General features: G+C 63.7%; 25 protein-coding genes. 12 read left to right on the top strand and 13 right to left on the bottom strand.

Annotated elements, in window-relative coordinates; translation table 11 throughout:
* Positions 1-86: 86 nt before the first annotated feature.
* Entirely contained in the window at positions 87-644 is a 558-nt protein-coding gene (locus tag ASG84_RS07090) for an ANTAR domain-containing protein (protein WP_057476306.1), read from the top strand.
* Between the two features lie 49 nt (positions 645-693).
* Positions 694-882: a hypothetical protein gene (locus ASG84_RS07085; RefSeq protein WP_057476305.1), complete on the top strand. Its 189-nt coding sequence runs from the start codon at positions 694-696 to the stop codon at positions 880-882.
* Between the two features lie 156 nt (positions 883-1,038).
* Here the strand turns inward: ASG84_RS07085 and ASG84_RS07080 are convergent, their stop codons facing one another.
* Together ASG84_RS07080 and ASG84_RS07075 are read right to left on the bottom strand one after the other, a co-directional pair.
* On the bottom strand, positions 1,039-1,437 hold the full coding sequence (locus ASG84_RS07080) for an STAS domain-containing protein (RefSeq protein ID WP_057476304.1): 399 nt from the start codon (positions 1,435-1,437) through the stop codon (positions 1,039-1,041).
* 217 nt (positions 1,438-1,654) lie between these two features.
* Positions 1,655-2,134, bottom strand: coding sequence for a MarR family winged helix-turn-helix transcriptional regulator (locus tag ASG84_RS07075; RefSeq protein WP_057476303.1), 480 nt, complete (start codon positions 2,132-2,134; stop codon positions 1,655-1,657).
* Positions 2,135-2,342: 208 nt separating this feature from the next.
* On the opposite strand from ASG84_RS07075, the gene ASG84_RS07070 reads away from it, so the two are divergent.
* Together ASG84_RS07070 and ASG84_RS07065 are read left to right on the top strand one after the other, a co-directional pair.
* Positions 2,343-4,346: an MMPL family transporter gene (locus ASG84_RS07070; RefSeq protein WP_200936522.1), complete on the top strand. Its 2,004-nt coding sequence runs from the start codon at positions 2,343-2,345 to the stop codon at positions 4,344-4,346.
* A complete protein-coding gene (locus tag ASG84_RS07065) occupies positions 4,346-4,975 on the top strand; it encodes a lipocalin family protein (RefSeq protein ID WP_057476302.1) in 630 nt (209 codons plus the stop codon). The genes ASG84_RS07070 and ASG84_RS07065 overlap by 1 nt, the downstream gene beginning before the upstream one ends.
* Positions 4,976-5,060: 85 nt before the next feature.
* Here ASG84_RS07065 and ASG84_RS07060 read toward each other — a convergent pair whose 3' ends face one another.
* Complete coding sequence (locus ASG84_RS07060) at positions 5,061-5,678, bottom strand: FKBP-type peptidyl-prolyl cis-trans isomerase (protein WP_156399411.1); 618 nt, start codon at positions 5,676-5,678, stop codon at positions 5,061-5,063.
* A gap of 25 nt (positions 5,679-5,703) precedes the next feature.
* Entirely contained in the window at positions 5,704-6,558 is an 855-nt protein-coding gene (locus ASG84_RS07055) for an SDR family oxidoreductase (protein WP_057476301.1), read from the bottom strand.
* A 115-nt stretch (positions 6,559-6,673) separates the two neighbouring features.
* Here ASG84_RS07055 and ASG84_RS07050 point away from each other — a divergent pair, with 115 nt between their 5' ends.
* Together ASG84_RS07050 and ASG84_RS07045 are read left to right on the top strand one after the other, a co-directional pair.
* A complete protein-coding gene (locus ASG84_RS07050) occupies positions 6,674-7,048 on the top strand; it encodes a winged helix-turn-helix transcriptional regulator (protein WP_057476300.1) in 375 nt (124 codons plus the stop codon).
* A gap of 272 nt (positions 7,049-7,320) precedes the next feature.
* Positions 7,321-7,827 carry a DUF6764 family protein gene (locus tag ASG84_RS07045; protein ID WP_235581570.1) on the top strand — a complete coding sequence of 169 codons (507 nt, stop codon included), beginning with the start codon at positions 7,321-7,323 and terminating at the stop codon, positions 7,825-7,827.
* 311 nt (positions 7,828-8,138) lie between these two features.
* Here the strand turns inward: ASG84_RS07045 and ASG84_RS07040 are convergent, their stop codons facing one another.
* The 3 genes from ASG84_RS07040 to ASG84_RS07030 all read right to left on the bottom strand — a co-directional run bounded on the left by ASG84_RS07040 (position 8,139) and on the right by ASG84_RS07030 (position 11,084).
* The gene (locus ASG84_RS07040) at positions 8,139-9,158 is read right to left on the bottom strand and encodes a hemolysin family protein (protein WP_057476298.1); all 1,020 of its coding nucleotides are present in this window, start codon (positions 9,156-9,158) and stop codon (positions 8,139-8,141) included.
* Positions 9,155-10,561, bottom strand: coding sequence for a hemolysin family protein (locus ASG84_RS07035; protein WP_057476297.1), 1,407 nt, complete (start codon positions 10,559-10,561; stop codon positions 9,155-9,157). The genes ASG84_RS07040 and ASG84_RS07035 overlap by 4 nt, the downstream gene beginning before the upstream one ends.
* Positions 10,562-10,691: 130 nt before the next feature.
* On the bottom strand, positions 10,692-11,084 hold the full coding sequence (locus ASG84_RS07030; protein ID WP_235581569.1) for a universal stress protein: 393 nt from the start codon (positions 11,082-11,084) through the stop codon (positions 10,692-10,694).
* A 113-nt stretch (positions 11,085-11,197) separates the two neighbouring features.
* Here ASG84_RS07030 and ASG84_RS07025 point away from each other — a divergent pair, with 113 nt between their 5' ends.
* Genes ASG84_RS07025 through ASG84_RS07015 form a run of 3 tightly spaced genes read left to right on the top strand, consistent with a single transcriptional unit; the run spans position 11,198 to position 14,236 of the window.
* Positions 11,198-12,187 (top strand): Bug family tripartite tricarboxylate transporter substrate binding protein, encoded by a 990-nt coding sequence (locus tag ASG84_RS07025; RefSeq protein WP_057476295.1) that lies wholly within the window; start codon positions 11,198-11,200, stop codon positions 12,185-12,187.
* A complete protein-coding gene (locus tag ASG84_RS07020) occupies positions 12,184-12,714 on the top strand; it encodes a tripartite tricarboxylate transporter TctB family protein (RefSeq protein ID WP_057476294.1) in 531 nt (176 codons plus the stop codon). Before ASG84_RS07025 ends, ASG84_RS07020 begins: the two co-directional genes overlap by 4 nt.
* Before the next feature lie 16 nt (positions 12,715-12,730).
* Positions 12,731-14,236 (top strand): tripartite tricarboxylate transporter permease, encoded by a 1,506-nt coding sequence (locus tag ASG84_RS07015; RefSeq protein ID WP_057476293.1) that lies wholly within the window; start codon positions 12,731-12,733, stop codon positions 14,234-14,236.
* A 93-nt stretch (positions 14,237-14,329) separates the two neighbouring features.
* Here the strand turns inward: ASG84_RS07015 and ASG84_RS07010 are convergent, their stop codons facing one another.
* Positions 14,330-15,403, bottom strand: a complete 1,074-nt coding sequence (locus ASG84_RS07010) for an alkene reductase (protein ID WP_057476292.1) — start codon at positions 15,401-15,403, stop codon at positions 14,330-14,332.
* Between the two features lie 100 nt (positions 15,404-15,503).
* On the bottom strand, positions 15,504-17,684 hold the full coding sequence (locus ASG84_RS07005; RefSeq protein WP_057476291.1) for a glutamine synthetase III family protein: 2,181 nt from the start codon (positions 17,682-17,684) through the stop codon (positions 15,504-15,506).
* Positions 17,685-17,875: 191 nt separating this feature from the next.
* Between ASG84_RS07005 and ASG84_RS07000 the strand changes: the two genes are divergently transcribed.
* A complete protein-coding gene (locus ASG84_RS07000; protein WP_057476290.1) occupies positions 17,876-18,343 on the top strand; it encodes an SRPBCC domain-containing protein in 468 nt (155 codons plus the stop codon).
* A gap of 28 nt (positions 18,344-18,371) precedes the next feature.
* Positions 18,372-18,812 (top strand): SRPBCC family protein, encoded by a 441-nt coding sequence (locus tag ASG84_RS06995; RefSeq protein ID WP_057476289.1) that lies wholly within the window; start codon positions 18,372-18,374, stop codon positions 18,810-18,812.
* A gap of 4 nt (positions 18,813-18,816) precedes the next feature.
* On the opposite strand, the gene ASG84_RS06990 is transcribed toward ASG84_RS06995, so the two are convergent.
* Complete coding sequence (locus ASG84_RS06990; protein ID WP_235581568.1) at positions 18,817-19,671, bottom strand: class I SAM-dependent methyltransferase; 855 nt, start codon at positions 19,669-19,671, stop codon at positions 18,817-18,819.
* A 221-nt stretch (positions 19,672-19,892) separates the two neighbouring features.
* On the opposite strand from ASG84_RS06990, the gene ASG84_RS06985 reads away from it, so the two are divergent.
* Complete coding sequence (locus ASG84_RS06985; protein ID WP_082520842.1) at positions 19,893-21,245, top strand: MFS transporter; 1,353 nt, start codon at positions 19,893-19,895, stop codon at positions 21,243-21,245.
* A gap of 78 nt (positions 21,246-21,323) precedes the next feature.
* On the opposite strand, the gene ASG84_RS06980 is transcribed toward ASG84_RS06985, so the two are convergent.
* The 3 genes from ASG84_RS06980 to ASG84_RS06970 form a co-directional block, all read right to left on the bottom strand.
* Entirely contained in the window at positions 21,324-22,766 is a 1,443-nt protein-coding gene (locus tag ASG84_RS06980; RefSeq protein ID WP_057476288.1) for a fatty acid desaturase family protein, read from the bottom strand.
* 24 nt (positions 22,767-22,790) lie between these two features.
* Positions 22,791-23,888, bottom strand: a complete 1,098-nt coding sequence (locus tag ASG84_RS06975) for a ferredoxin reductase (RefSeq protein WP_057476287.1) — start codon at positions 23,886-23,888, stop codon at positions 22,791-22,793.
* Between the two features lie 98 nt (positions 23,889-23,986).
* Positions 23,987-25,483, bottom strand: coding sequence for an FAD-dependent oxidoreductase (locus tag ASG84_RS06970; protein WP_057476286.1), 1,497 nt, complete (start codon positions 25,481-25,483; stop codon positions 23,987-23,989).
* Positions 25,484-25,489: the final 6 nt, after the last annotated feature.

Below are 25,489 nucleotides of genomic sequence, written 5' to 3'. Positions count from 1 at the left end.
CATTTGTCGTCCCTCGGTGAAGCCTTCGCCGCTAGCTCATCCATGCACGTCTCGGGTCGAAGCGTGTGCAAAGGATCGGTGATGACATGGCAGGCAGATCGGGCACCGATCCGATAGCGCCAGGTGAGGTGACAGCCGTTCTGCTGGTCGGGCTGTGCCACCGCCTCGTGGCCGTACTACCGACCGTCGCGGCAGCGAATGCGGTTCTCGTTGACGCGTCGGGCACTACTCGGGCGGTCGCCGGCTCGTCCGCGGCCACGAAGGCATGTCTGTCGCTACCGATGAACGCCGGTCCCTGGCGGGGCTCGGTGAGCGTGCACAGCACAAACGGGATCGGCTTCTCGAACGAGGACGAGGGGTTGATCAGAACGTTGACAGCCGCGGTTCAAGACGTGGTCCGGATGCATCGTGACGCGGCGTACTTCGAGACCGAACTCGACGGGCTGCGCACTGCCATGGCCACCCGCGCATCGATCGAACAGGCCAAAGGCATCGTGATGGCCATCCGCGGCGTGGGTCCCGAAGCGGCCTTCGAAATGCTGTCGGCGCAATCGCAGATGGACAACAATAAACTGGTCGCGGTTGCCCAAGAGATCGTGGCGTCCGTTCACCCGCGCGACGGCCGACAACAACAGCATCGCTAGTCTCGACCTGGCTGGATTAGGTTGCGCCACATCGGGGCATCCCGACGTCATGGCAAACTACAGAGTTATCGACCCGCATGGATCCGTCGTCGACACCAAGGACATCTCCAGTTCCGAGGATGCACACGCCTGGTTCAAGGACAGCCGCGCAGACAACGAGGAGTTGGGCTGGCGACTGGAAGTGGAGCACGACGGCGAGTGGGCGTTCTTCAGCGACTCCGAAGGAACCAAGGACTAGTTCCCTGCGCTCCAGCATGTCGGGGCGACCCTGCGATTCGGCTACGCCGTTACGCAGGGTCGTTCTTCTTTCTGGTCCAGGGCCAGAACGGACAGTGGGCAGCCCCGGTATCGGAGCTGCCCACCTCTTGTCGCGGCGAATATCGCCGGAGTACTTCTAGTTGCTCGAGGGACGAGACGTCGGAACAGTGTTCTCGAGGTCCGCGACCCGGAGCAAACGCGAGACCGCTCGTCCTGCGACGACCGACCATGACGCACCGATCCCGGCCGTGTAACCGCGGACTGCGTCGAAGACTGTGAGACCTGCGATACCGAAGAAATCGACATCGGTCAGGTCGAGGGTGACGTGCCGTTTGCTGGACACGCGACTGCAGACGAAATCGGAGAACATCGGCGCACTGCGCATGTCGATGTCACCGTGGACGGCAACGACGAGTGAACCGTCGGGGCCGTCGTGCGCAGTGAAGATTGCTCCGGTTGCCGCGACGGACACGGATTTCTCCGCGACGGTCACCGGGGTGGTTCGAACTTTGTTGCCTGAAGATTCAACACTCATGGCAGATCCCATCGATCGGTCGAACTGAAGGGGAAACCGATTGACGCAGCGGGAGCAGAATTGTTGCCTGACCCGGACGCCGACTTCGCTGCGTTTCCCCGTGACCGGCTGTTAGCTCAACCTCGACCAACCCTACGGCACTCGCACGCCCAGAGTCCAGCATTGGTTTCAGCGGACCGCCCACCAGCCGTTCGAACGCCGAAACCACGCGCACGCACTACGTACGACCGCTGTCACCCAGGTCGGCGTGGTGTTCGCGCATGGCACCGATGAGTGATTCGAACACTCGATGCGCGGCGGCCAGATCGGCATCGGGAAGGTCCGCCAACGCGGCGCTGGTGCGCATTCCGAGGGGACCGAAGAACCCGCGAGCGACCTCCATGCCGTGCTCGTCGTACCGCAGAATCACTTTGCGCCTGTCGGACGCATCGGATTCACGTCGGATGTGACCCGAGGCGATCATGCGCTCGACGAGGTAAGTCATGGCCGCAGAGGAGAGGCCCAACATCGTGCCGAGTTCGCCTGCAGTGAGGGGTGCCCCCTCGACGTCCGCGACCATCACATGAAGCAGAGCCCGAAAGTCGTTGGGCCGCAAGCTGTGCAGCGCTCCGAATACTTGGCCTATCTGCTCGGAGACCGAAGACAGCGCTCGCAGATCCGCCGATATCGCGGATTCGAGGTGGTTTCGGTCGGTCATGACGGTGGTAACTCCTTCGCTGCGGTCACAGTCAGACTACTGCCCGCAACAGGTTCAGTTGCTTAATATCTAAGTAAATGAGATTGTTTTGAGCGTGGACAGCACACGAGCCGAGAACAATGCCGCCTGGGACCGCATCGCCGCAGCGGTGACGCACCGTCGATCATGGGCGATTGCGCTCGCGATCCTTCTTCTTTCGGCCGCCGTCATGGGGCTGGTCGGAAGCAACGATTCTGCCGGTCAGTCGCCCAATTCACTGCCGACCTCCGCAGAGTCCTACCAGGTGGATCAGCTACTGACCGAGTTTCCGGACTCCGATACCGCCCCCGTGATCTTGGTGCTGAGCCGTACCGACGGTGCAGATCTGACGCCGGCCGACATCGACGCCGCCGCCGCTGCCCAGAACAAGCTGTTGGCCGTCGACCGTTCGGTGCCCGATGAACCGGGACCCCCGCCGATCGTGGCTCCCGACGGCAAAGCCGCCATCGCCCTCGTTCAGGTCGACTCCTCACTGTCGGGCTTCACCCTCAACGAACTGATCACCGACCTGCGAGCTGCCGCGACGAGCGATCTTCCATCGGAATTGCAAGCTCAGGTCACCGGCGGTCCTGCTTTCGGTGCCGACATCGCGAACTCGTTCTCCGGTGCCAACTTCACGCTTCTAGCCGTCACCGCACTCGTGGTCGCCGTTCTCCTGATCGTCACGTACCGGTCACCCATCCTGTGGTTGGTGCCACTGCTGGTCATCGGTTTCGCAGACCGGTTCGCCACCACCGTCGGCACGGCTCTGGCTCAACTCACCGGCCTCTCGTTCGACGGGTCGACGTCGGGAATCACGAGCGTCCTGGTGTTCGGTGCCGGCACCAACTACGCGCTGCTGTTGATCTCCCGCTACCGCGAGGAACTGCGTCGCGAGCCCGACCACCGCCTCGCCCTGCGCCAAGCCGTCCGGCAGGCCGGGCCCGCCATCCTGGCCAGCAACGCAACCGTCGTGCTGGCCCTGCTCACTCTCTTGCTGGCAATACTGCCGAGCACCCGAAGCCTCGGAGCGCTGGCTGCGGCCGGCCTCGTCGTCGCAGCGGTATTCGTGTTGTTCGTGCTGCCGCCGTTGCTGGCCCTGTGCGGCCCGAAGCTGTTCTGGCCGTTCGTCCCCAAGCAATCGGACCGGGACACCACCACCGAAGGCGTGTGGCATTCGATCGCGGCAGGCGTCTCGCGACGTCCGGTGGCAACGGCCTCGGTCACGATCGTCGTGCTGCTGGCGTGCTGCGCAGCGTTGTTCGGCACGCAGATCGGCCTCTCTCAGACCGAGCAGTTCCGGGTCACCGCTGAATCCGTCGAAGGCTTCGACACTCTCTCGCAACACTTTCCGGCCGGCTCGGCCGATCCGACGACCATTCTTGCGCCCACCGCGAGCGTCGACGAGGTCATCGGCATCACCGAGGGCACGGACGGAGTGGTCTCGGTCGATCGTGTCGCCGATTCCGGCACCGGACTGACCCGTCTCTCGGTGGTCACCGATGCGGCGCCCGCATCCGAGGATTCGTTCACCGTGGTCGAAAGCCTGCGCTCGGCACTCGCCGGGGTCGACGACGCTCGAGTGGGTGGCAGTGACGCCAAGGCGCTCGACACCACCGACGCCGCAGCTCGTGATCGTCTCGTGGTGATTCCCGCGATCCTCGCGGTGGTGCTCGCTGTACTTCTGATCCTGCTACGGGCGATCGTCGCGCCGCTGATCCTGGTCGCGACAACCGTATTGAGTGCGGTCGCCGCCATCGGTATCGGCAGCTGGGTGAGCCTGCACATCTTCGGATTCCCCGCGCTCGACGACAACACCCCACTGTTCGCGTTCCTGTTTCTCGTGGCCTTGGGAGTGGACTACACGATCTTCCTGGTCACGCGTACGCGCGAGGAAACGCCGCGGCACGGCACCAGGGCTGCCATCGTGCGGGCGGTGTCGGCCACCGGTGGTGTCATCACCAGCGCCGGAATCGTTCTGGCAGCCGTGTTCTGCGTACTGGGCGTCTTACCGCTCATCACGCTCACCCAACTGGGCATCATCGTCGGTCTCGGCATCCTGCTCGATACCTTCGTGGTGCGTACCGTCGTCATTCCAGCCCTGTTCACCCTCATCGGCCCGAGAATCTGGTGGCCGAACAGAATCGATTCCAGCGAGACCGCAACCACAACCGCAACACAAGGAGTGAATTGATGAAGATCCGTACCGCACTGAGCCGCACCGCAATTGCCGGAGTGTTCGCCGCAGGCGCAGTGCTCGCCGCTGCGCCGGCGCAGGCGCAACCGGTCGGCCCTCTGGGATCGGTCGGCCTCGAACCGCTCGCCCCGATTCCGTCGTTGGACGTGGACCGTTACCTCGGTACCTGGAATCAGGTTGCGGCGGTTCCGCAGCCGTTCAATCTGATCTGCGCACGTGACACCCAGGCCAACTACCAGAAGATCGACGACTCGAACATTCGCGTCGAGAACACGTGCACCACGTGGACCGGCGGCGAGAATCGCATCGTCGGCAACGCTCGGGTGAACGACACGGTCACCAAAGCCCAACTGCACGTGAGCTTCCCGGGAGTTCCCACGCAGGAAAGCCAGGAAGGGCCGACCAACTACATCGTGGCCTACATCGCCGACGACTACTCGTGGGCGTTCGTTGGCAGCCCCACCCGCACGTCCGGATTCGTACTGAAGCGCACGCCCGACGTCACCGTCGAACAGTTCCGCGAGATCCGCGGCGTCGTCGAATCGCTCGGTTACGACTCGAACTTCATCACCACGACGCCCACCCCGGGCGGCGCGACGACGATTCAGCAGCTCTCGACGGTGTAAGTGCGGCGGAGCCGCAACACCCCTCGTGCGCGTTTTGCGTACCAAGAGCTACGCAAAACGCGCACGACCTGCGGCGGTGCCGCACTCAGCTAGCGGACAGGATCGAGATGGCGAAGATCAAGCTGTCTCCCGGTTCGATTCCTGCCTGCGGCTGGCCGCTCGGGTAACCGTCGGCCGACGTCACTGCAACGGCGACGGTCGAGCCGACGGTCTGCCCGGCGATGGCCTTCTGGAAGCCCGCCACGACTCCGTCGAGCGGGAAATCGACCGGTTCGCCGCGCTCGTAGCTGCTGTCGAACGTGGATCCGTCACGTCCGTTGACGCCCAGGTAGCAGACGGATACCTCGGCGTCGTCCGCAACGACAGGACCGTCTCCGACAGTCAGCGTCTTCACCTGCGACTCGGCGACGCTGAACGGAGCCTCCACCGTGACCGACGGTGCCGCAGCGTTGGTGGATCCGACGACCGCAATGCTGCCGGTGTCCCCGGCCAGCGTCCACTCGGGGGTTGCCGCCGAGTCGGGGGCTGCCGTGGGGCAGGTTCCGCTCGACGCAGCGTCGGCCGAGACGGACGCAGAGGATGACGTCGTCGTCGCCGGGGACGTGCTGTCCGTATCCGAACTGCACGCACCCGTCAGAAGAACGAGCGATGCCGAGGCGGCCAGGAACAGGGTGCGGGTCTTCGTCTGATTCACCGCGCCCACGGTACAAGCAGCCTGCCCGCCCTCGTCACACCGCGGCGCGAAGCACCTCGGCGACCGGTGTGGATGCTCGACCGATCAGACCCTGTAGGTCACCGGAGTCGGTGTCGAGCTCGCCCCGAGAGATGCCGGCGTCGGCGCTGGCGAGCATGGTCGCAACCGAATCGGGAAGGCCTGCACCCTCGAGAATTGTGGCGTACTCGGACTCCGCCACATCCTTGTAGACAACTGGCTTCCCGGAAATATCACCGATGACGGCGGCCAGATCGGTGTAGGTCAGCCGCTCGTCGCCGCCGAGCTCGTAGATCTTGCCGCCCTGATCGTCGTGGGTCAGCACGGCGGCAGCTGCTTCTGCATAGTCCGCGCGCGATGCGGCCGCGATCTTGCCGTTCCCCGCCGCGCCGAGCAGAACCCCGCCCTCGATGGTCTGACCGAGCGAACCCAGGTAGTTCTCCCAGTACCAGCCGTTGCGCAGAAACACGGCGGGGATCGACGAGGCCGTCAGCCGCTCCTCGGTGGCCTTGTGCTCGGGTGCCAGGCTGATGCCGGAGGTGTCTGCTGCGAGCAGGCTGGTGTACGCGATCAGGCCCACTCCGGCTGCCTCGGCAGCGTCGATCACGTTGTTGTGCTGCGCGATTCGCTTACCCACTTCCGTTGCCGAGACCAGCAGCAGCTTGTCGACGCCCGCGAATGCAGATGTCAGAGCGGCAGTGTCGCTGTAGTCGGCAACCCGAACCACAACCCCTTGTTCAGCCAATGCCGAGGCCTTGTCCGCGTTGCGTACGACGGCGACGATGTCTGCGGGTGCCACGCCGCGTTCGATGAGTGCGGCGATGACGAGGCCGCCGAGATTGCCCGTTGCTCCGGTGATAGCTGTGGTCATGAGATGCGCTCCCGAGGTTGAAGTATCAAGTTCCATTCTCATGATGCACTTACTTTTCGTGCAGTGCAACCGAGACAGTCATTACTGATGATTCAGCATGCGCTAGCATTGGCATATGCCCGATGCCGCTGACTCCCTCGAAGCGTCCGTCTTCGCGCGGGACTGCGCGTCGCGACAGACTCTGCAAAATGCCACGAGCAGGTGGGGAGTCCTGGCCCTGGCCGCACTCACCGAAGGCGACTATCGCTTCAACGCACTGCGCAGACGTGTCGACGGCGTCAGTGAACGCATGCTCGCGCAGACGCTGCAGACTCTCGAGCGTGACGGTCTTCTGGTCCGCACCGTTCTCGAAACGATCCCGCCGAAGGTCGAATACAGCCTGACCCCACTCGGACGTGAGGTCGGATCTCGATTGACCGACCTCATCGAATTGATCGAGGGATCGATGCCGACGGTTCTCGAGTCGCGCGCCGAGCACGACGCTCGCTGACGTCGCACATCAGGTCCACGCAAGTCACGAGACGTTGGGCACCTGCCACCCCCGGGATGAATCAATGTGGCTTTCTTGCACTCTGACCGACTGAAAGGCGCATTGATCCCAACGGGGGTGGGTGGTGCGTTATCGCGTCGTTATTCTACCGAGACGTTTTCGAGATGTAGACGAACCCACACCGCGCCCCGGCAGGTCGAGACTCGGAGTCAGGGAGTCGGGTCCCCAGCTACACCGGCCCAGCGACCATCACGCTCGGCGCACCGGTGCCGATGCATCGATCTCGGGAGGCATTCACCATGTTCCACACCAAGAGAATTCTCGGCGGAGCGGCAGCATTCGGATTCGCCTGTACCTTCGCGGCACTCGTACCCGGCACAGCATCGGCAGCACCGGTCGCCTGCACCACTGCGCCCGGAGGGGCCGATATCGCCGCACTGGTCGGAGGCTCGCAGTGCGACAGCTCTGCGGACATCGCAAGCGCAGCCGCAGGACTCGGCCTCGAGGGCTGGGGCTCGGCGGAGGCCATGAACAATGCAGCGGCACTGGCGCTCGGACTCAACGGCGGAACCGCCGTCAGCAACGCCAGTTTCGGCGGCGCGCCCGCGGCAATCGCCTTCGGTCCCGGTGCCATTGCGCAGAACACCGCCGCCGGCCTCGGGCTCTCCATCGCAGTGGCCGCTCCGGGCTCGACCATCACGCTCACCCCGGAAGGCGCAGTGTGCAACGGCGCCGGAATCGCGGGCAGTTTCACCACCCTGCAGGGCTGCATCGGCTGACACGTCCCGAGCGACGCACGCGAGTGAGCGTTATGGATGCCACCGAAGGCCGGGTCATCTACAGTTTCAATGACCTACAAGTCTCGGTATGCGAGTCGGCAACGACCCGCTGAACAAGGAGTTCGACGGCAATGATGTCCTACCTGCTCTACGACGTGCTGCTCCCCCAGCTCGGCCACGACGTCGCGTCGTACTGGGCACACCTGTTGGTCGTCGCCCCGATCTGAGTATCAGGGCTCGATACGACAGAGATATCCCCGATCGGCCGTCCAGGCCGATCGGGGATATCTCGTTCGAATGCCGGAATCGAATCAGACAGGTTCGGGCAGCAACCGCGTCAGCACATCCGACAGTGTCACCACGCCGATTGTCCGCGCGGTGTCACCCACCCCCACCGATGCATCCACTACCAGCGCCAGATGGTGCCGGGTCTCACGCATCGATGCGAGCGCCACATACACCGGAGTGGTGGACTCCAGCGTGTAGGCCGGACGCGTGATCTCGGCCAGGTTCTCGGGATTGGTCAACGTATCCCGAACGTGGACAACACCTTTCACAACATCCCCGTCGCTGACAAGGATGCGCAGGTGTCCACTGATCCGCGATGCCTCCCGCACGTCGTCGATCGAGGCCGACGACGACACCGAGGTCGGCGTGCCGCTACCGGCAACCAGGTCACCGACCGTGAGATCCTGCAGTTCCAACGCTCCCGAAATCTGAGCCTGGTAGCTGGCGTCGAGTGCACCGACGTTGACGGAGTGCTCCACCAGTTGACGAAGATCGTCCGCGTTCTGACCGGTGCCCACTGTGTCGGCCGGCTCGACGCCCACCTTGCGCAGGCACCAGTTCGCCATGTTGTTCAACGCCGTCAGCACCGGACGCGTGACGAACATGAACGCGCGCATCGGAATTGCGAGCATCGTGGCCGACTTCTCCGGATGTGCGATGGCCCAGGACTTCGGAGCCATTTCGCCGACGACCAAGTGCAGGAACGTGACGATGATCAGGGCCAAGACGAATCCGAGGACGTCGGCAAACCAGTACGGCAGGCCGATTTGCTCGAACAGCGGTGTGAGCCAGTAGTGCACGGCCGGCTTGGTGGTCGCGCCGAGTGCAAGCGTGCAGACGGTGATGCCGAGCTGCGAACCGGCGAGTAGCACCGTCAGCTCCGAGGAGCTGCGCAGAGCGGCCCGAGCGGATCGCGAGTTCGGTGCAGCATCTTCGAGGCGATGCCGCTTGGCTGCGAGCAGAGCGAACTCGACTGCGACGAAGAACGCACTTGCCGCGATGAGCCCGATGGTGACGGCCAGAAAGACCCAGAGGTTGCTCATCGGTGTGCTCCTGCAATGTCGGACTCGGCCGCATTCTCGTCGAGCTCGGTTGCCCGCTCGTCGATGGTCAGGGTGAGCAGTGACGGCACGTGACTGTCGATCTCCTGCACCTCGATCGTGACGAATCGAATGGGCGTCTCGTCGTCATTGGCCAGATCTGCGTTGTCCGGCGGCAGATCCACTTCGATGCGGGTACCGACGTCGGGCAGCGAACCGTGGTGCGCGATTGCGAATCCGGCGATGGTCTCGTAGTCACCGTCGGGCAGATCCACCCCGATCGCACGCTCGACCTCGTCGACGTGCACCTCGCCCGCCATCGTCCAGCTGCCGTCGTCGGCGCTGACCGGGCTCGGGTCGAGTACACCGTCGTCGTGCTCGTCGGTGATTTCACCGACGAGCTCCTCCGCGAGATCCTCGATGGTGATCACGCCGGTGAGGCCGCCGTATTCGTCTATGACACAGGCCAATTGGTTCCGTGTTGCCCGCAGCTCGCGCATCGCGTCGGGCAGACTCTGCATTTCGGGCAGAATCAGTGCGTCGCGGGTGAGTCCGGAGATCGGCGTCGAGTCGGGCTGCGGGGAAGCAAGCACGTCGTGCAGGTGGACCACGCCGACGATTCCGTCGTCCTCGTCGAGCACTGGATAACGCGAATGCTCCTGGCCCATCAGCGCTTTCACCTCACCGAGCGTGTCGGTGTCGCGCACCGTGGCGGCTCGTGAACGCGGGATCATGGCGTGCTCGACGTTGCGCGTAGGAAAGTCGAGAATGCGATCGAGCAGGGTCGACAGCTCGTCGGGCAGGTCGCCCGTCTCGCGGGAGTCAGAGACGATGTGCTCGAGGTCGCGGGGACTGGCCGAATGTTCCACATCGTGCACGGGCTCGATCTTCAGCGCTTTGAGCAGGAGGTTCGACGACTGATCGAAGATCGTGATCAGCCAGCCGAAGAGCTTGAGATAGATGGTCGTCGACAGCGAGAGCCATCGCGCCACCGGCTCCGGACGAGCGATCGCGAAGTTCTTCGGAAACAGTTCACCGAAGAGCATCTGTACGAACGTTGCGAACGTGATCGCCAGAACGGCACCGAGTCCGACACCGACGGCCGTCGGCACTCCGATACCGCCGAGGATTGCGCCGAACGATTGCCCGATCAGCGGTTCGGCAACGTAGCCGACCAGCAATCCAGTGACCGTGATGCCCAGCTGCGCGCCGGAAAGCATGAACGACGTGCGTTTGGTGACGGTCAACGTGCGAGCTGCAACGGCATCGCCGGCCTCGGCGCGTGCTTTGAGCCGAGACCGGTCGACGGTCATGTACGCGAATTCCTGGGCCACGAAGTAACCGGTCGCGACGGTGATGAGAAAAACGACGAGCAGGCCGAGCAGAAGAGTGAGCAGAACGCTCATTCGCCGGACACCGCCTCGCACGTGGTAGCTGTGGTGCGGGGAGCCGTGTCCGGCCCGGGTTTATCGCTGTCCATGATTCCTCAGGGTCGAATGGTGGGAGATTTGTCCGATCCTACCGGACCGAGAACTGTCAGGGCGCCTTCACGACGAGGACGGGAACCGGGCAGTCCAGCAACACTCGCTGGACGGTGCTGCCCATCAGAAACTTGCCGACGGCCGATCGACGCTTCGAGCCGATGACGACCATGCCAGCACCGACGTCGGCGACAAGATCCACCAGGGCACCCGCCGGGTCACCACCGTCCGGCTCGACCCGTACGGTCGTCGCCTTTCCCGGAAGAGCTCGCTCCACCTCGGCCTGCGCCGCGCTGCGGTCCTCCGCCGACACGGAATCGCGGTCCACCACGGACAATACGATCAGCTCGGCCTGACGCAGCTCGGCCTCCGCGGCACCGCGTCGCAGCGCTTCCTGCCCCTCGGGGGTGTTGCTCATCGCTACTGCCACTGCGCTGCCTACAGACACGGTCGTTCCCCTTGCTCGAATCCATCGAAGATCGCCCTCGACGTTGTGAACTGGACTAATCGGACAAACTGTATCTAACCTGACGCTGTGACACACCACACGAAAGGTCTCTGATGGCGATATCGCCCACATTGCTACGAACGGCCGGAGCCCTGGTGGTGGTGGGAGCGGTGACCGTCGCGGGAATCGATGCCGCCAACAGCGCCAGCGGCTCCGACGCCCGCGCCAAGCTCACGTTGATTGCACCGGCCGCCGCGGGCGGTGGCTGGGACCTCGTCGCCCGTGAATCGCAGCAAGCACTGCGCAGCGACGGCATCGTCAACAATGCCCAAGTCGTCAACGTTCCAGGGGCAGGCGGCACCATCGGGTTGAGCCAACTCGAGAACCTCAGCGGTCAGCCCACCACCGTCATGATCACCGGCACCGTGATGCTGGGCGGCATCGCGATCAACAACTCCGAGACCACCCTCGCCGACACCGTTCCGATCGCCAAACTCGCCGAGGACTTCGAGGTGTTCGTCGTACCGAAAGACTCGCCGCTCCAGAATCTCGAGGACATGATCGAGGCCTGGCGGGCGAACCCCGGCGGCCTGCCGATCGGCGGCGGTTCGCTCGGCGGCATCGACCACATCGTGGCGGGCCAATTGGCGCAGGAAGCCGACATCGATCCGGCCGCAATCAATTACATCGCCTACTCCGGTGGCGGCGAGGTCCTGACGTCGCTGCTGTCGAACACCGTCGGCGTCGCGGTCAGTGGGTTCAACGACTTCCGGGACCAGATCGAGGCCGGCAACGTGCGTGCACTCGCCGTGGCCGCGCCCGAGCCGCTCGAGGGCTTCGACGTGGACACGTTCATCGAACAGGGTTACAACGTCGACCTCGTGAACTGGCGAGGAATCGTTGCGGCACCGGGCATCTCCGACGAGGATCGCCAGACTCTGATCGACATCGTCTCCGAGATGGTCGAGACCGAGCAGTGGGCGACGGCGGTCGAACGCAACCGTTGGAAGGAATCGGTTCTGACCGGAGACGAATTCGGCGAATTCCTCGAGGTCGAGCAGACACGCATCACCGGACTTCTCGAGGAGCTGGGGCTGGTATGACAACAACGACTACCGACACGGACACATCCCGATCGTTCTGGACGGGACGCAGTGGACTGATCGTTCCGGCGCTACTCGTCGCACTGGGAGTATTTCTGGTCTACGGAACTCTCACCATGGAAGTTCCGCCGACCGCCACTTCCCCTGGCCCGCAGGTATTTCCGGCCATCGTGGCCGGCGGATGCTTCGTCGTCGCCATACTGGTCACCATTCAACTGCTGGTCAAACCCGACGAGATCGATCGTGGCGTCGACGACGACGGACAGCCGCACACCGGTTCCGTCAGCAATTGGCGCACGCTGTCCATCACCGTCGGATCGGTGGCTGTGTTCATCGCCCTCCTCGACCCGCTGGGCTGGGTTCTCGCGGGCGCACTGCTGTTCTGGGGTGTGTCGGTCGGATTGGGCGGTCGCCGTTACGTGTTCGACGCGGCAGTCGCACTGCTGGTCTCGAGCACGATTCAGATCGCATTCTCCGCGGGCCTCGGCCTGACCTTGCCCGGCGGCGTCCTCGCCCAGATCTTCTGACGGAGCTGAATTTTCGATGGATTCATTGAGTAATCTTCTCGACGGGTTCGGCACCGCGCTGACACCGATGAACCTGGTGTGGGTGTTCGTCGGCGCGCTGCTCGGCACCGCCGTGGGTGTCCTGCCCGGTCTGGGTTCGGCCATGGCGGTGGCCCTGCTGCTGCCGGTCACCTTCACCCTCGACCCCACTGCCGCGTTGATCATGTTCGCCGGAGTGTATTTCGGCGGCCTGTTCGGCGATTCGATCTCCGGCATCCTGATGAACACACCCGGCAACAGCACGGCCATCGCTGGCACGTTCGAGGGTCACCGGATGGCCAAGAACGGCAGAGCGCCACAGGCTTTGGCAACGTCCGCCATCGGTGCCTTCATCGGCGGCATCGTTGCGACCACCCTGGTGGTGTTCTTCGCCCCGACGCTTGCGTCGTTGGCGACCAACTTCGGCCCGGCCGAATACCTCGCACTGGCAGTCTTCGCCTTCATCGCCACCTCGGCGGTGGTCTCCGACTCGGCACTCAAGGGCCTGACCGCATTGCTCATCGGCCTCACCCTCGCCGTCATCGGAATCGACGGCCCCTCGGGCGCTTCACGTTTCACCTTCGAGGTCCCGGCCCTGTTCGACGGCATCCACATAGTCGTGATCACCGTCGCGATGCTCGCGCTCGGTGAGGTCATCCACATCGCGTCGAAGATCGGCCGGCCCGAGGACCGCACCCTGATCAAGTCGCAGGGCCGCCCCTGGTTGAGCAAGGCCGAATTCCGCGATGCCTTGCCGGCGTGGATGCGCGGCACGGCATTCGGTGTGCCGTTCGGCGTGATCCCCGCGGGCGGTGCCGAAGTGCCGAGTTTCCTGGCGTACGGCACCGAGCGCAGGCTCGATCGCAAGCGTGAGAAGCCCATGTTCGGCAAGGGCGCGATTCGAGGCGTCGCCGGACCGGAAGCCGCCGGTAACTCCACGGCGGGTACGGCAATGGGAGCGCTACTGGCTCTGGGTCTACCCACGTCGGCCACCGCAGCAATCATGTTGGCGGCCTTCCAGCAGTACGGCATGCAGCCCGGACCACTGTTGTTCGAGCGCAGCGGCGACATCGTCTGGGCACTGCTGGCCAGCCTGTTCGTGGCGATGATCGTGTTGCTGATTCTCAACCTGCCGTTCGCACCGTTGTGGGCACAGCTGCTCAAGATCCCGAAGAACTACCTCTACGCCGGAATCTCGGTGTTCGCCGCCCTCGGCGTGTACGCATCGAGTGCGTCGATCGTGGACCTGATCTTCATGCTCGGGCTCGGCATCGTCGGATTCATGATGCGGCGCTACGAGATTCCGCTCGCCCCGGTGCTGATCGCGGTGATCCTCGGCCCACTCGCCGAGGAATCACTTCGACGCGCACTGGCCGTCAGCGAGGGCGACCCGTCGATCCTCGTCAGTAGCGGCATCACCATCGTGCTGTACGCACTGATGATCATCGCCGTGGTGTTCTCGATCGTCAGCAAGATCCGCGCCCGCAAGACCGCGGACTTCTAGCAGCGCCCGAACGGTTCGCCCACAGATTATCCACATGCCCACCTGTGACGGTGGGCATGTGGATATCTGATGGGCAAACGTCCAGCGCGTTCGTCAGTGCTGCAGCGCCGGGTAGTCCGTGTAGCCCTTGGCACCGTCGGTGTAGAAGGTGCTCGGATCGGGCTCGTTCAACGGCAGATCCTCGCGCCAGCGGTAGGCGAGGTCGGGGTTGGCGATTGCCGGACGTCCGACGACGATGGCCTCGCCGATTCCGTCGTCCAGGAGCGAAAGCGCCTCGTCGCGGGTGGTGATCTCACCGAAACCGCTATTGACCAATACGGCACCGCCGAACGCTGCGCGCAGATCCTGCACCAGCTCACCGGCCGGATCCTTGTGCAGCACACTGAGGTACGCCAGACCCAACGGTGCGATTCGGTCTACCAATGCGCGGTAGGTGGCACGCACGTCGTCGGCGTCCGTCTCGAGGGCATCCTGAATGTTGTGCTCAGGTGAGATGCGAATTCCCACCTTGCCTGCTCCCAGAGCGGCAACCACTGCCTCGACCACCTCGGCCACGAAGCGCGCACGGTTCTCGGGCGAGCCGCCGAACTTGTCGTCCCGCTGGTTCGATGCCGGCGAGAGGAATTCGTGCAGCAGGTACCCGTTGGCACCGTGAATCTCGACGCCGTCCATGCCGGCGGCAATCGCATTCTTCGACGCCTGCACGAAGTCGGCGATCACCGAGGGCAGCTCGTCCTCGCGTAGGGCGCGCGGGGTGGGGTACGCCTTCTTGCCCTCGTACGTGTGAGTCTCGCCCTCGATGGCGATGGCGCTGGGTCCGACAACCTCGTGGCCACCCGTGGTCGCCTCATGGGTGACGCGGCCCGCATGCATCACCTGCGCGACGATACGTCCGCCATCGGCGTGCACCGCGTCGGCAACGTTACGCCAACCCTCGATCTGCTCGTCCGTCACCAGACCGGGCTGGCCCGGGAAGCCCTGACCCGCGTGGCTCGGGTAGGTGCCTTCACTGACGATCAGACCCAGGGATGCGCGCTGCTTGTAGTGCTCGACCACCAGCGGACCAGGCACCCCGTCCTTGCCGGAACGCACCCGCGTCAGCGGAGCCATCACCAACCGGTTGTCGAGCTTCAAGTCACCGAGGGCCAACGGGGTAAACAGCTTCATGGATCTCTCTCCTTACGAGTGCGTGCACAATCTTTGCCACTGACCACTCGAACGATCGAGATCCATGAAGCTATTCCGATCCGAGACATTGCTCACGCAATTACAGGATGTACAGCATTTCCTGGTACGTCGGCAGCGGCCAAAGATCGTCGGCCACCATCGCCTCCAGTGTGTCCGACGCAGCACGGACGGCAGCCATGGCGGGTAGCAGGGCGTCCTTGGCGTGCTCGGCCTCGGCCAACGCGTCGCCACCCGGGTCGGCTTCCAGTGCGCTCTTCAATGTCGCCAACGCTGCGCGCAGCTCCGACAGTGGAGCCGAAACCGCCTGCAGCGCCGTCATGTCCACGTCGTCGACGCCTGCACCCTTGAGCGCACTGACATTCTGCGCCAGTTCCGTCTGATAGCGCACCGCCGCGGGCAGGATGGACGTCTGACCCATTTCCAGCGTCAACCGCGCTTCGACGAACACCGTCAGCGCATACTGTTCGAGCCCGATCTCGTAGCGCGAGTGCATCTCTCGGTGGTTGAACACCTTGTACTTCTCGAACAGTTCCATAGCCGACTCGGAGATCAACTCCGGCAACGCATCGAGGGTGGTACGCAGATTCGGCAGTCCCCGTGCTTCGGCCTCGACCTGCCAGTTGTCCGAGTAACCGTCACCGTTGAACACCACCGCACCGTGTTCGGTGATGATCTCCGTCAGCAGGTTCTGCACGGCGGTGTCGAAATCGGTGCCGTCGGCGACAGCGGCCTCGAGGTTGGTCGCCATGTAGTCGAGGGCCTCCGCCATGATCGTGTTGATCGTGACCATCGGGCCGTTGACGGTCTGCATCGAGCCGGGAGCGCGGAACTCGAACCTGTTGCCGGTGAACGCGAACGGGCTGGTCCGGTTGCGGTCGCCGGGATCGGTCGGCAGGACGGGCAGGGTATCGGCACCGATCATCATGGTGCCCTTGCCCTTCGAGGACGTCGCTGCGCCCTTGGCGATCTGATCGAACACGTCGGCCAACTGATCACCGAGGAAGATCGAGATGATCGCGGGCGGAGCCTCGTTGGCCCCGAGACGGTGATCGTTGGTCGCCGACGCCACCGAGGCGCGCAGCAGACCACCGTACTTGTGTACCGCGCGGATGACGGCGGCGCAGAAGACCAGGAACTGCGCGTTGTCGTGTGGGTTGTCGCCGGGTACCAGCAGCGATCCGAGCTCGGAGTTGCCGAGCGAGAAGTTGACGTGCTTGCCCGAGCCGTTGACGCCTTCGAACGGCTTCTCGTGGAACAGACACTCCATACCGTGCTTCTTGGCGATCGTCTTGAACGTCGTCATCAACAGCTGCTGGTGATCGGCTGCGATGTTGCCGCGCTCGAACATCGGCGCGATCTCGAACTGTCCGGGAGCGACTTCGTTGTGCCGAGTCTTGGCCGGGATTCCGAGCTTGAACAGCTCCCGCTCGGTGTCCATCATGAAGCCGAGCACGCGCTCGGGGATGGCTCCGAAGTAGTGGTCGTCGAATTCCTGGCCCTTGGGCGGCTTCGAGCCGAACAGGGTGCGGCCCGCGTTGAGCAGGTCCGGACGGGCCAGGAAGAAGTGCCGGTCGACGAGGAAATACTCCTGCTCAGGACCACAGAACGAGACGATGTTCTCGATGTTCTCGTGTCCGAACAGCTTCAGGATGCGCTCGGCGTGTCCGCCCATCGCCTGCTGCGAACGCAGCAGGGGTGTCTTGTGGTCGAGGGCCTCACCTGTCATCGAGACGAACACCGTCGGGATGCACAGGGTATTGCCGTTCGGGTTCTCGAGGACGTACGCCGGGCTGGTGACGTCCCAGCCGGTGTACCCACGAGCCTCGAACGTGTTGCGCAGACCGCCGTTGGGGAAGCTCGACGCGTCGGGCTCACCCTGGATCAACGTCTTGCCGGCGAATTCGGCGAGGGCACTGCCGTCACCGACGGGATCGAAGAAGCTGTCGTGCTTTTCGGCCGTCAAGCCTGTGAGCGGGTAGAAGACGTGCGCGTAGTGCGTCGCCCCCTTCTCCAAAGCCCAGTCCTTCATCGCCGACGCCACTGCGTCGGCGACCATGGGATCGAGCTTCTTGCCCTTGTCGATCGTCGCCATCACGGACTTGAAGACCGATTTGGGCAGACGCTTCTGCATCACGACCTTGCTGAAGACGTTCTCGCCGAAGATCTCGCCCGGCTTCTCGTCTCCGACGAAGCTGACCGCAGGCGGCACATACGCCTCGACGTCTTTGATCGCCTGCAGGCGTACGGTATTTCCACTCATGGCTACCCCTTGACAAGGTGCTGCTCCGCACCTGGATTGTGCGGAGTCCGACCCGGCGACTGTACGAATGCGACGTGGCGGTCGTGTTTCGTCGTTGTGTCCACTGCAAGGCAAAAACGGCGATCGGAGTTTCTTTCCACGCGGACGGGGGTAACTCCGCAGCCGGAACGAACAACTGAGAGGCGTGCTCCATGACCGACGAGTTGACCGTCCGGCGCGTGATCGACGCTCCCCCAGCCTCCGTGTTCACCGCGCTCGCCAACCCCGAGGTCCAGGCCGCGGTCGACGGCTCGGAAATGCTGTGGGGCGCGATCGACCCGACTCCGCTGAGCGCAGTGGGCGACACCTTCGCGATGGACATGTATCAACCCGAGCTGGGTGAATACGTCATGGAGAACACCGTGTTCGTGTTCGAGCAGGACCGTCGCATCGGTTGGATTCCCAATCGCCGAGGCATGGAACCTCGTGGCACCCGGTGGTCCTGGGAACTCGAAGAGATTGCCGACGACCGGACCGCACTGACTCAGGTGTACGACTGGTCGCGCGTGACCGACCCCGAGTTCCGGAAAATGGCCGGGTTTCCACGGGTGACCGAGGACCAGATCGTCGGCACCATGCGCCGGCTCGCAGAACACCTCGGCGTCCCACTCGAAGACTGACCCCACCGAACGACAGGAAAGAACTCTCATGGTCGACGTCACCCGCACCTTCACCGCCGCTGTTCCCATCGACAAGGCAGCCGCATTTCTTCGCGACTTTTCCAATGCACCGTCGTGGGATCCCGGAACTCAGAGCTGCACCCAGATTTCGGACGGGCCGGTCGCCGTCGGAACGCAGTGGCACAACGTGTCCAAGCTGTTCGGTATCACCACGGAGTTGACCTACACCTTGGTCACCGACGAGCCGAATCACATCGTGCTCGAGGGCCGGAACAAGACGGCCACCAGCGTCGACGACATCACGCTGACAGCGGAAGGCGGCCGATCGACGCGGATCGACTATCACGCACAGGTCGAGTTCAACGGTGCCGCAAAGGTTGCCGGCCCGTTCCTGAAGGCGGGCTTCGAGGCGAAGGTCGCGCCGGACACGGTGGAGAAGATGACCGAGGCACTCGAGCGGCTGAACTGACGGCTTATCTGCGCGCGACGATCGTGAAGTTGTCGGCCGAACTCGTCACCGCATCGACTGCCACGATCGAGCCGTCGTCGGCAAAGATCTTCTCGATCGTGAACCCAGCGTCCGTCACGAGCGAGCGCACATCGGACACCGTGGTGAAGTGCATGAACGGCGCAAAGTCGTGGGCAGCGAGTGGAGCAACGGCCCATGATCCACGATCGTCGACGCGGGATCTGGCCGACAACCAATTTCGGACGCTGCGAACTACACCGGCAGGATCGAGCAGCTTCCGCCCGACGGCCGTCAGAGCTCGATTCGGCGAAAAACTGAATCGTTTTGTCGGCCTACTCAATTGGAACGGGCTTTCCCCGAACGACGGGCCGTTGCGGTTCAGGGTGGAGAACACCAGCACCCCTGGCTTGGCCAGAAGTCGGAAAAATTCTGCGAGTACTCGGCCACGCTCCTCGTGGGTGACGGTGTCGATTCCGTTGTTGCTGAACACGATCAGGCCGAATTCGCCGTCGGCGAAGGACGTCAGACTGCGGGCGTCGGCCACATGCGCCTGCAGGTCCGGAAAATTGCGACGGAATGCATCGATCATGTTGGGCGCGTAGTCGATCGCTACATACTGGTCGCTCACGAGTCGGAGCAGGGCCGTGGTTCGTCCACTGCCGACGCCGACGTCCAGCACCGGAGTTCCGCGAGCAACCGAGGCCGCGGCGACCAACGCTGCCGCTTCCCCTCGATCGAGAAAGCCATCCGTGGGGCCGGCGTATTCCACGTACTCCGCAGCCACCCGGGCACTGTCGAACACATCCCGATTGTGGTCCAAGGACACGCCGATCACCTCCGCATTCTCGACCGCTGACACACGATTGCCACCCCTGGGATCAGACGGTACCGGCGAACCCTGAGGTGCGCCTGAGGTAGCGACAATCGTGGGAATGCCCGTCGAACTCCCGCACCGCGGCCGCCGAGACAGCCCGCCGCCAGTCCCCCCTTTCGGGGGTATTCCCAGGGTGACCCGAGTCACTACCGTTCGTCGCATTCGGTATCGCACATTCGCCCGATACCCGACAAAACGGAGGAACCATGACCGCTGTCTCACCCGACGACCCGGGTGTGTCTGCACCGACACGACCGCCGGTGCAGACCAGGACCAGTGTTCGACGGGTCGCCGTCGCCAGTGGCATCGGCACGACGATCGAGTTCTACGACTTCTTCATCTACGGCACCGCTGCCGCTTTGGTCTTCCCGACCATCTTCTTCCCAGCCCTCGGCAGCACGGCCGGCACCGTGGCTTCGTTCGCGACATTCGCCGTCGCGTTCATCGCCAGGCCCGTCGGCGCAGTCCTGTTCGGGCACTTCGGCGACCGTATCGGCCGAAAGAAGACGTTGATCTCGACGCTGCTGTTGATGGGAGTGTCCACCTTCGCCATCGGTTTGCTGCCCGGTGCCGAGACCATCGGCGTGGCCGCGCCGATCATCCTGGTGCTGCTCAGATTCGGGCAGGGGTTTGCCGTCGGCGGTGAATGGGCCGGCGCGACGCTGCTCACGGCCGAGTACGCACCTCCCGGTAAACGCGGCTTCTATGCAATGTTCCCCCAGCTGGGACCCTCGGCAGCCTTCATCTTCTCGAGCGCCACGTTCCTCGCAACGGGACTGCTGTTGGGCGATACCAACGAAACGTTCTTGAACTACGGTTGGCGAATCCCGTTCCTGCTCAGCGCCGTTCTGGTTCTCATCGGTCTCTACATGCGGTTGGCGATCGAGGAGACCCCGGTCTTTCGGGCCAACAAGCTCGCCGAGGAGAACGCTCAGGCGAGCTCGGCACCGACCAAGCTGCCGATCTTCGACGCGTGGCGTATCCAGAAGCGCGAAATCATCACTGCTGCGGGCGCATTGGCGTCACTGTTTGCCTTCTTCTACATGGGGACCGCGTACCTGACGAGTTACGGCACCAAAACCCTCGGGTTCGACCGCCCGTTCGTGCTCGTCACCGGGATCGGCGCGGCGGTGATATTCGGAGTCGCAATCGCGCTCTCGGCGACCTACTCCGATCGCGTCGGCCGACGTCGAGTGATCATGGCGGCGTGCATCGTCGCGGTGCCGTGGTCGATCGCACTGTTTCCCTTGCTCGACACGGGCTCACCGGAAGCGTTCGTCATCGGTATGTGCGTGACGCTCGCGATCTTCGGCGTTGCGTACGGACCGACCGGCGCTCTCCTCCCGGAGCTGTTCCAGACTCGATTCCGTTATACCGGAGCAGGTTTGGGCTACAACCTCGCCGGTGTTCTCGGCGGCGCGATTCCGCCCATGCTCGCGGCGCCGCTCACGGCCGCGTTCGGCAGCATCTCGATCGGCGTCATGTTGGCTCTACTGTCGGTGTTGAGCCTGGTCTGCACCAAGAGGCTCATCGAGACCAAGGATGTCGACATGGCGTGAACCCGACACAAACAGAAAACCGCGGCCACCCGGAAGTCGGGTGGCCGCGGTTCTTGTCAGCTGGAACTACGACTCAGCTCAGTCGTCGCCACGGGGCGGCGGCTGGACGTCGACGCCACCGGAGTTGTGCTCCGGGCCAGCCGCAGGGTGGCCGGCGGGAACGCGACCGCGAGTCTTGGCGGCCTCGCTGTCGTTGGTGGCACCCTCGGCGAACTTGCGACGCCAACTCTCCTCGGGACGGTAGGGGCCCGGCTTCGGTCGAACCTTGCCGCCCGGGAACGCCAGCCGTGCGATGGTCCGCTGGACCATGCCCCACTGCTGAAAGAACGGTCCCGTGTTGTAAGGCAATTCGTAGCGCTCGCAGATGTCCTTGATCTTCGGCGCGACGTCCGAGTACCGAGTGCTGGGCATATCCGGGTAGAGGTGGTGTTCCACCTGGTAGCTCAGGTTGCCACTCATCAGGTGGAACAGTGGACCACCATCGATGTTCGCGGCTCCGACCAACTGACGGACGTACCATCCGCCGCGAGTCTCGTTCTCGACCTCTTCCTGGCTGAAAGTGTAGGCCTGGTCCGGGAAGTGACCGCAGAAGATGATGGCGTTCGACCAGACGTTGCGAATGATGTTGGCGGTGAAGTTGGCGGCCACCGTCGAGAGGAACGTGCTCTCGACACCACTGAGGCGTGAATCCAGCAACGCCGCGGTCTTACGGTTCTTGCCGAACCGAGCCGACCCACGCAGCTTGGACGCCAGACGAGATCTCTTGCTTTCCGGCAGACGACCGCCCGACGCCAGCTGTGCCAACGCGAACGCACCGGCACTGATCAGGGGCCAACCGATGTAGTCCTTCACGAACTGCTTGCGTGCCTTGACGCCGATGCCCTTGAGGTCCTCGACGAGATCCTTGACCGGCTTCTCTCCACGACGGATAGCCTCGATGTCGAGATCGTGCAGGGCCACGCCCCACTCGAAGAACGCCATCAACAGCACGTTGTAGAACGGCTGCGCGAGGTAGACGGGACTCCACTTCTGACGTGGGTCGATCCGCATGATCTCGTAACCGAGATCCTTGTCCTTGCCGCGAATGTTCGTGTACGTGTGGTGCACGTAGTTGTGGGAGTGCTTCCACGAGTTGGCGGTGGACGCGGTATCCCAGTCCCACACCGACGAGTGGATTTCCGGATCGTTCATCCAGTCCCACTGGCCGTGCATGACGTTGTGGCCGATCTCCATGTTCTCGAGAATCTTGGCAATTCCGAGGCATGCGGTGCCGGCGAGCCAGGCCGGCTTGCTGGTGGAGCCGAGCAACAGCACGCGGCCGGCAACCAGCAACTGACGCTGTGCAGCAATCACCGAGGTGATGTACTTGCGGTCCTTCTCGCCGAGGCTGGAGTACACCTCGTCGTGGATGGCGTCGAATTCCTTGGCGAGTTCGGCGATGGTCTCGTTACTCAGGTGCGCCAGCGGGTTCACCGGCTCATCGGTGTGGGTGACTCGCCTGGTGGTTTCGTCGATAGACATACATTCCCCTGTTCGATGTGAAGATCAGAGCTCGATTTCGATGTCGCCCTCAGCAGTGTTGACACAGATCCGAACCGCTTGCCCCGTAGGTTCGGAGATATCCCCGTTACGTAGGTCACGTAAACGCCCCTTTTTCAGGGTACCTACACAGGTATGACAGATGCCGATGCGACAACCGAACGTCAGGTCCAGTCCGGCTTCCTCGCCTGCTGCGAGAATCGTTGTGCCGCCATCGCATTCGACGTCCTTCTTGCTGTTCAGGAACTTGACGACGCCGCCTTCGCCTGCATCGTCTCCACCGCCGATGACGGGCTGGAAACTTTCGTAATGGAATCGATCCGACTCTCCCTGGTCCTTCCAGTAAGAGCGCAGATCGTCCAGATGTTCGCCCGGACCGGAGCAGAACGACTCTCGCTTACGCCAATCCGGGACCAATTCGTCCAGTTCCGAGGCCTTCATCCGACCTTCGTCACTGGTGATACGTAGCTTCACCGTCAGCCCGTCGTGCTTGGCTTCCAATTCCTCGAGCGTATCCGCGAACATCAACTGTTCACGGTCGTGCACCGAGTGGACCACGACCACGTCACGAACCTGGTCGTGATGATCGAGGGCGCGCAACATGCTGATGATCGGCGTGATGCCGCTGCCGGCGCTGATGAACACCATCTTGTCCGGTACGGGGCTCGGCAGAGTGAATTCACCCTCCACCTCGCTGAGGCGCACGATGTCACCGGTTCTGATGGCACCCACCAGATACGGCGAGACCGTGCCCGACGGCACCAGCTTGGGGCTGACGCTCACCAGACCGTCCACAGGATCGGGATCGGATGTCAGCGAATATGCCCGCCAGTGGTACCGACCGTCGATCAGCACTCCGAGTCGGACGTACTGCCCGGGCGTGTGGCCCTGCCACTCGAAACCAGGACGGATGTACACCGAGACGGCTTCCGAACCTTCGGGAACCACCCGTTCGACCTTCCCCCGAAGTTCGCGAGTTGTCCACAGCGGATTGATCATCGACAAGTAGTCGTCAGGCCGGAGCGGATTGAACAATGATCGGACTGCGCGCAGCATCGTCCGTCTTACAAATGAAACCTGGGGCTTGGCCCCCCGTTCAGCCATACTCAACGGTAACTCCGAGAAGCTCGCCGTGCGTACGAATCGCGCAGACTCGAATCAGACTGCTACACAATGTGAACAGAACGGGGAGTTACCGCCGGTCAGCGGGCCCGCGAGACTCGATCACCGAGAGCGGCGCTCACCTTGCCGTACCAGCCGACCGGTCGCGCCGGCCCCCGGGTGGGAACGTCGGCGAGCAAGGCCTCGGCCGTTTCCTCGGCGTCGATCTTGTTGTCGCCGATGCCGCCCGTGGCACCCCGTTTTGCCCAGCCGACCACGTAGCTACCCGGAACCGGAGTGCCGTCGGCAGCGGTGATCCGGCCGCCGTCGTTGCGAATGGTGCCGGTGATGTCGTCGAACGGAACGCCCGGCGACGGAGTTCCGCGATAACCGATGGCGAGCAGTACCAACTCGGTGGACAGTTCGACGGCGGCGTCACCGACGCCGACCTCGATGGACTCCACCGAGCCGCTGCCGTGCAGGGCAGATGGTGCGCGCCCGAACGCGAAAACGATGCGACGCCCTGGCGCGCGAGAGCCGAGATCGACGCGCTGAGCTCCTGCCAGCGCAGAGGCCGAGGACGAGAGCGGCAGGCGATCGATGGCCTCGACAATTCCGTCCGGTCCGGCCACCACGACGTCGACGTCCGGGCGATCGACCAGTGCCTTGCACTCGGAACGGGTGAAGGCCGCGAACTCGGGGCCGCGACGGGCGAGAACAACGACCTCGGTGACGCGGTGTCGACGCAGTTCGGCCAGAGCGTGCGGGGCGATCTCGGTACCGTCCAGACGATCGGGGTCGGCGGTGAGGATGCGGGCCGCATCCAGCGCGACGTTGCCGTTTCCGATGATGGTCACTCGATCCACGCCGGCGAGAGAGATGGCGTCCGCGGGAACATCGGGATGCCCGGTGTACCAGCCGACCAAGGTGCGCGCGCTGACGGAATTGTCGAGATCTATGCCGGGGATGTCGAGCGCTCGGTCCTTGTCGGCACCGACCGCATAGACGACGGAGTCGAACTTCCGAGCCAACTCCACGTGATCGACGTCCTTACCGACCTCGACGCCGAGCTTCATGGTCACGCGTGGATGGGCGAAGATTCCCCGGAAGTGCTCGCTGATACGTCGGGTGCCGAGGTGATCGGGTGCGACGCCGTAGCGCGCGAGACCGCCGGCCGTCGGCAGTCGGTCGTAGAACGTGATCGTGGTTCCGGGTACGCGCAGCAGGGCTTGCGCCGTGTAGCAGGCGGCCGGCCCGGTCCCGACGATCGCAATGCTGACCGGCGGCAGCTCGTTGACCGTTGCCACCGGAAAACGCGGTTCACCCCACTCCGCAACCGCCGGCTTGTCCCGGTAGTAGTCGGCGTTGATGTCGGCGTAGATCTGCTGGTCCGGTGTCAGGCGGGACACTCGCGTGATCGCGTCCACCGGACACGCGTCGGCGCAGGCCCCGCAGTCGATGCACGATCGCGGATCGATGTAGAGCAGCTCGGTCTTACCGAAATCCGGCTCGTCGGGCGTCGGATGAATGCAGTTGACCGGGCACACCGACAGGCAGGATGCGTCGTTGCAACAGTTCTGCGTGATCGCGAACGGCATGGGTTA

The organism is Rhodococcus sp. Leaf278 (genome assembly GCF_001426085.1).
Taxonomy (GTDB): Bacteria; Actinomycetota; Actinomycetes; order Mycobacteriales; family Mycobacteriaceae; genus Rhodococcoides.
This window is presented reverse-complemented; position numbering and strand designations above follow the sequence as displayed.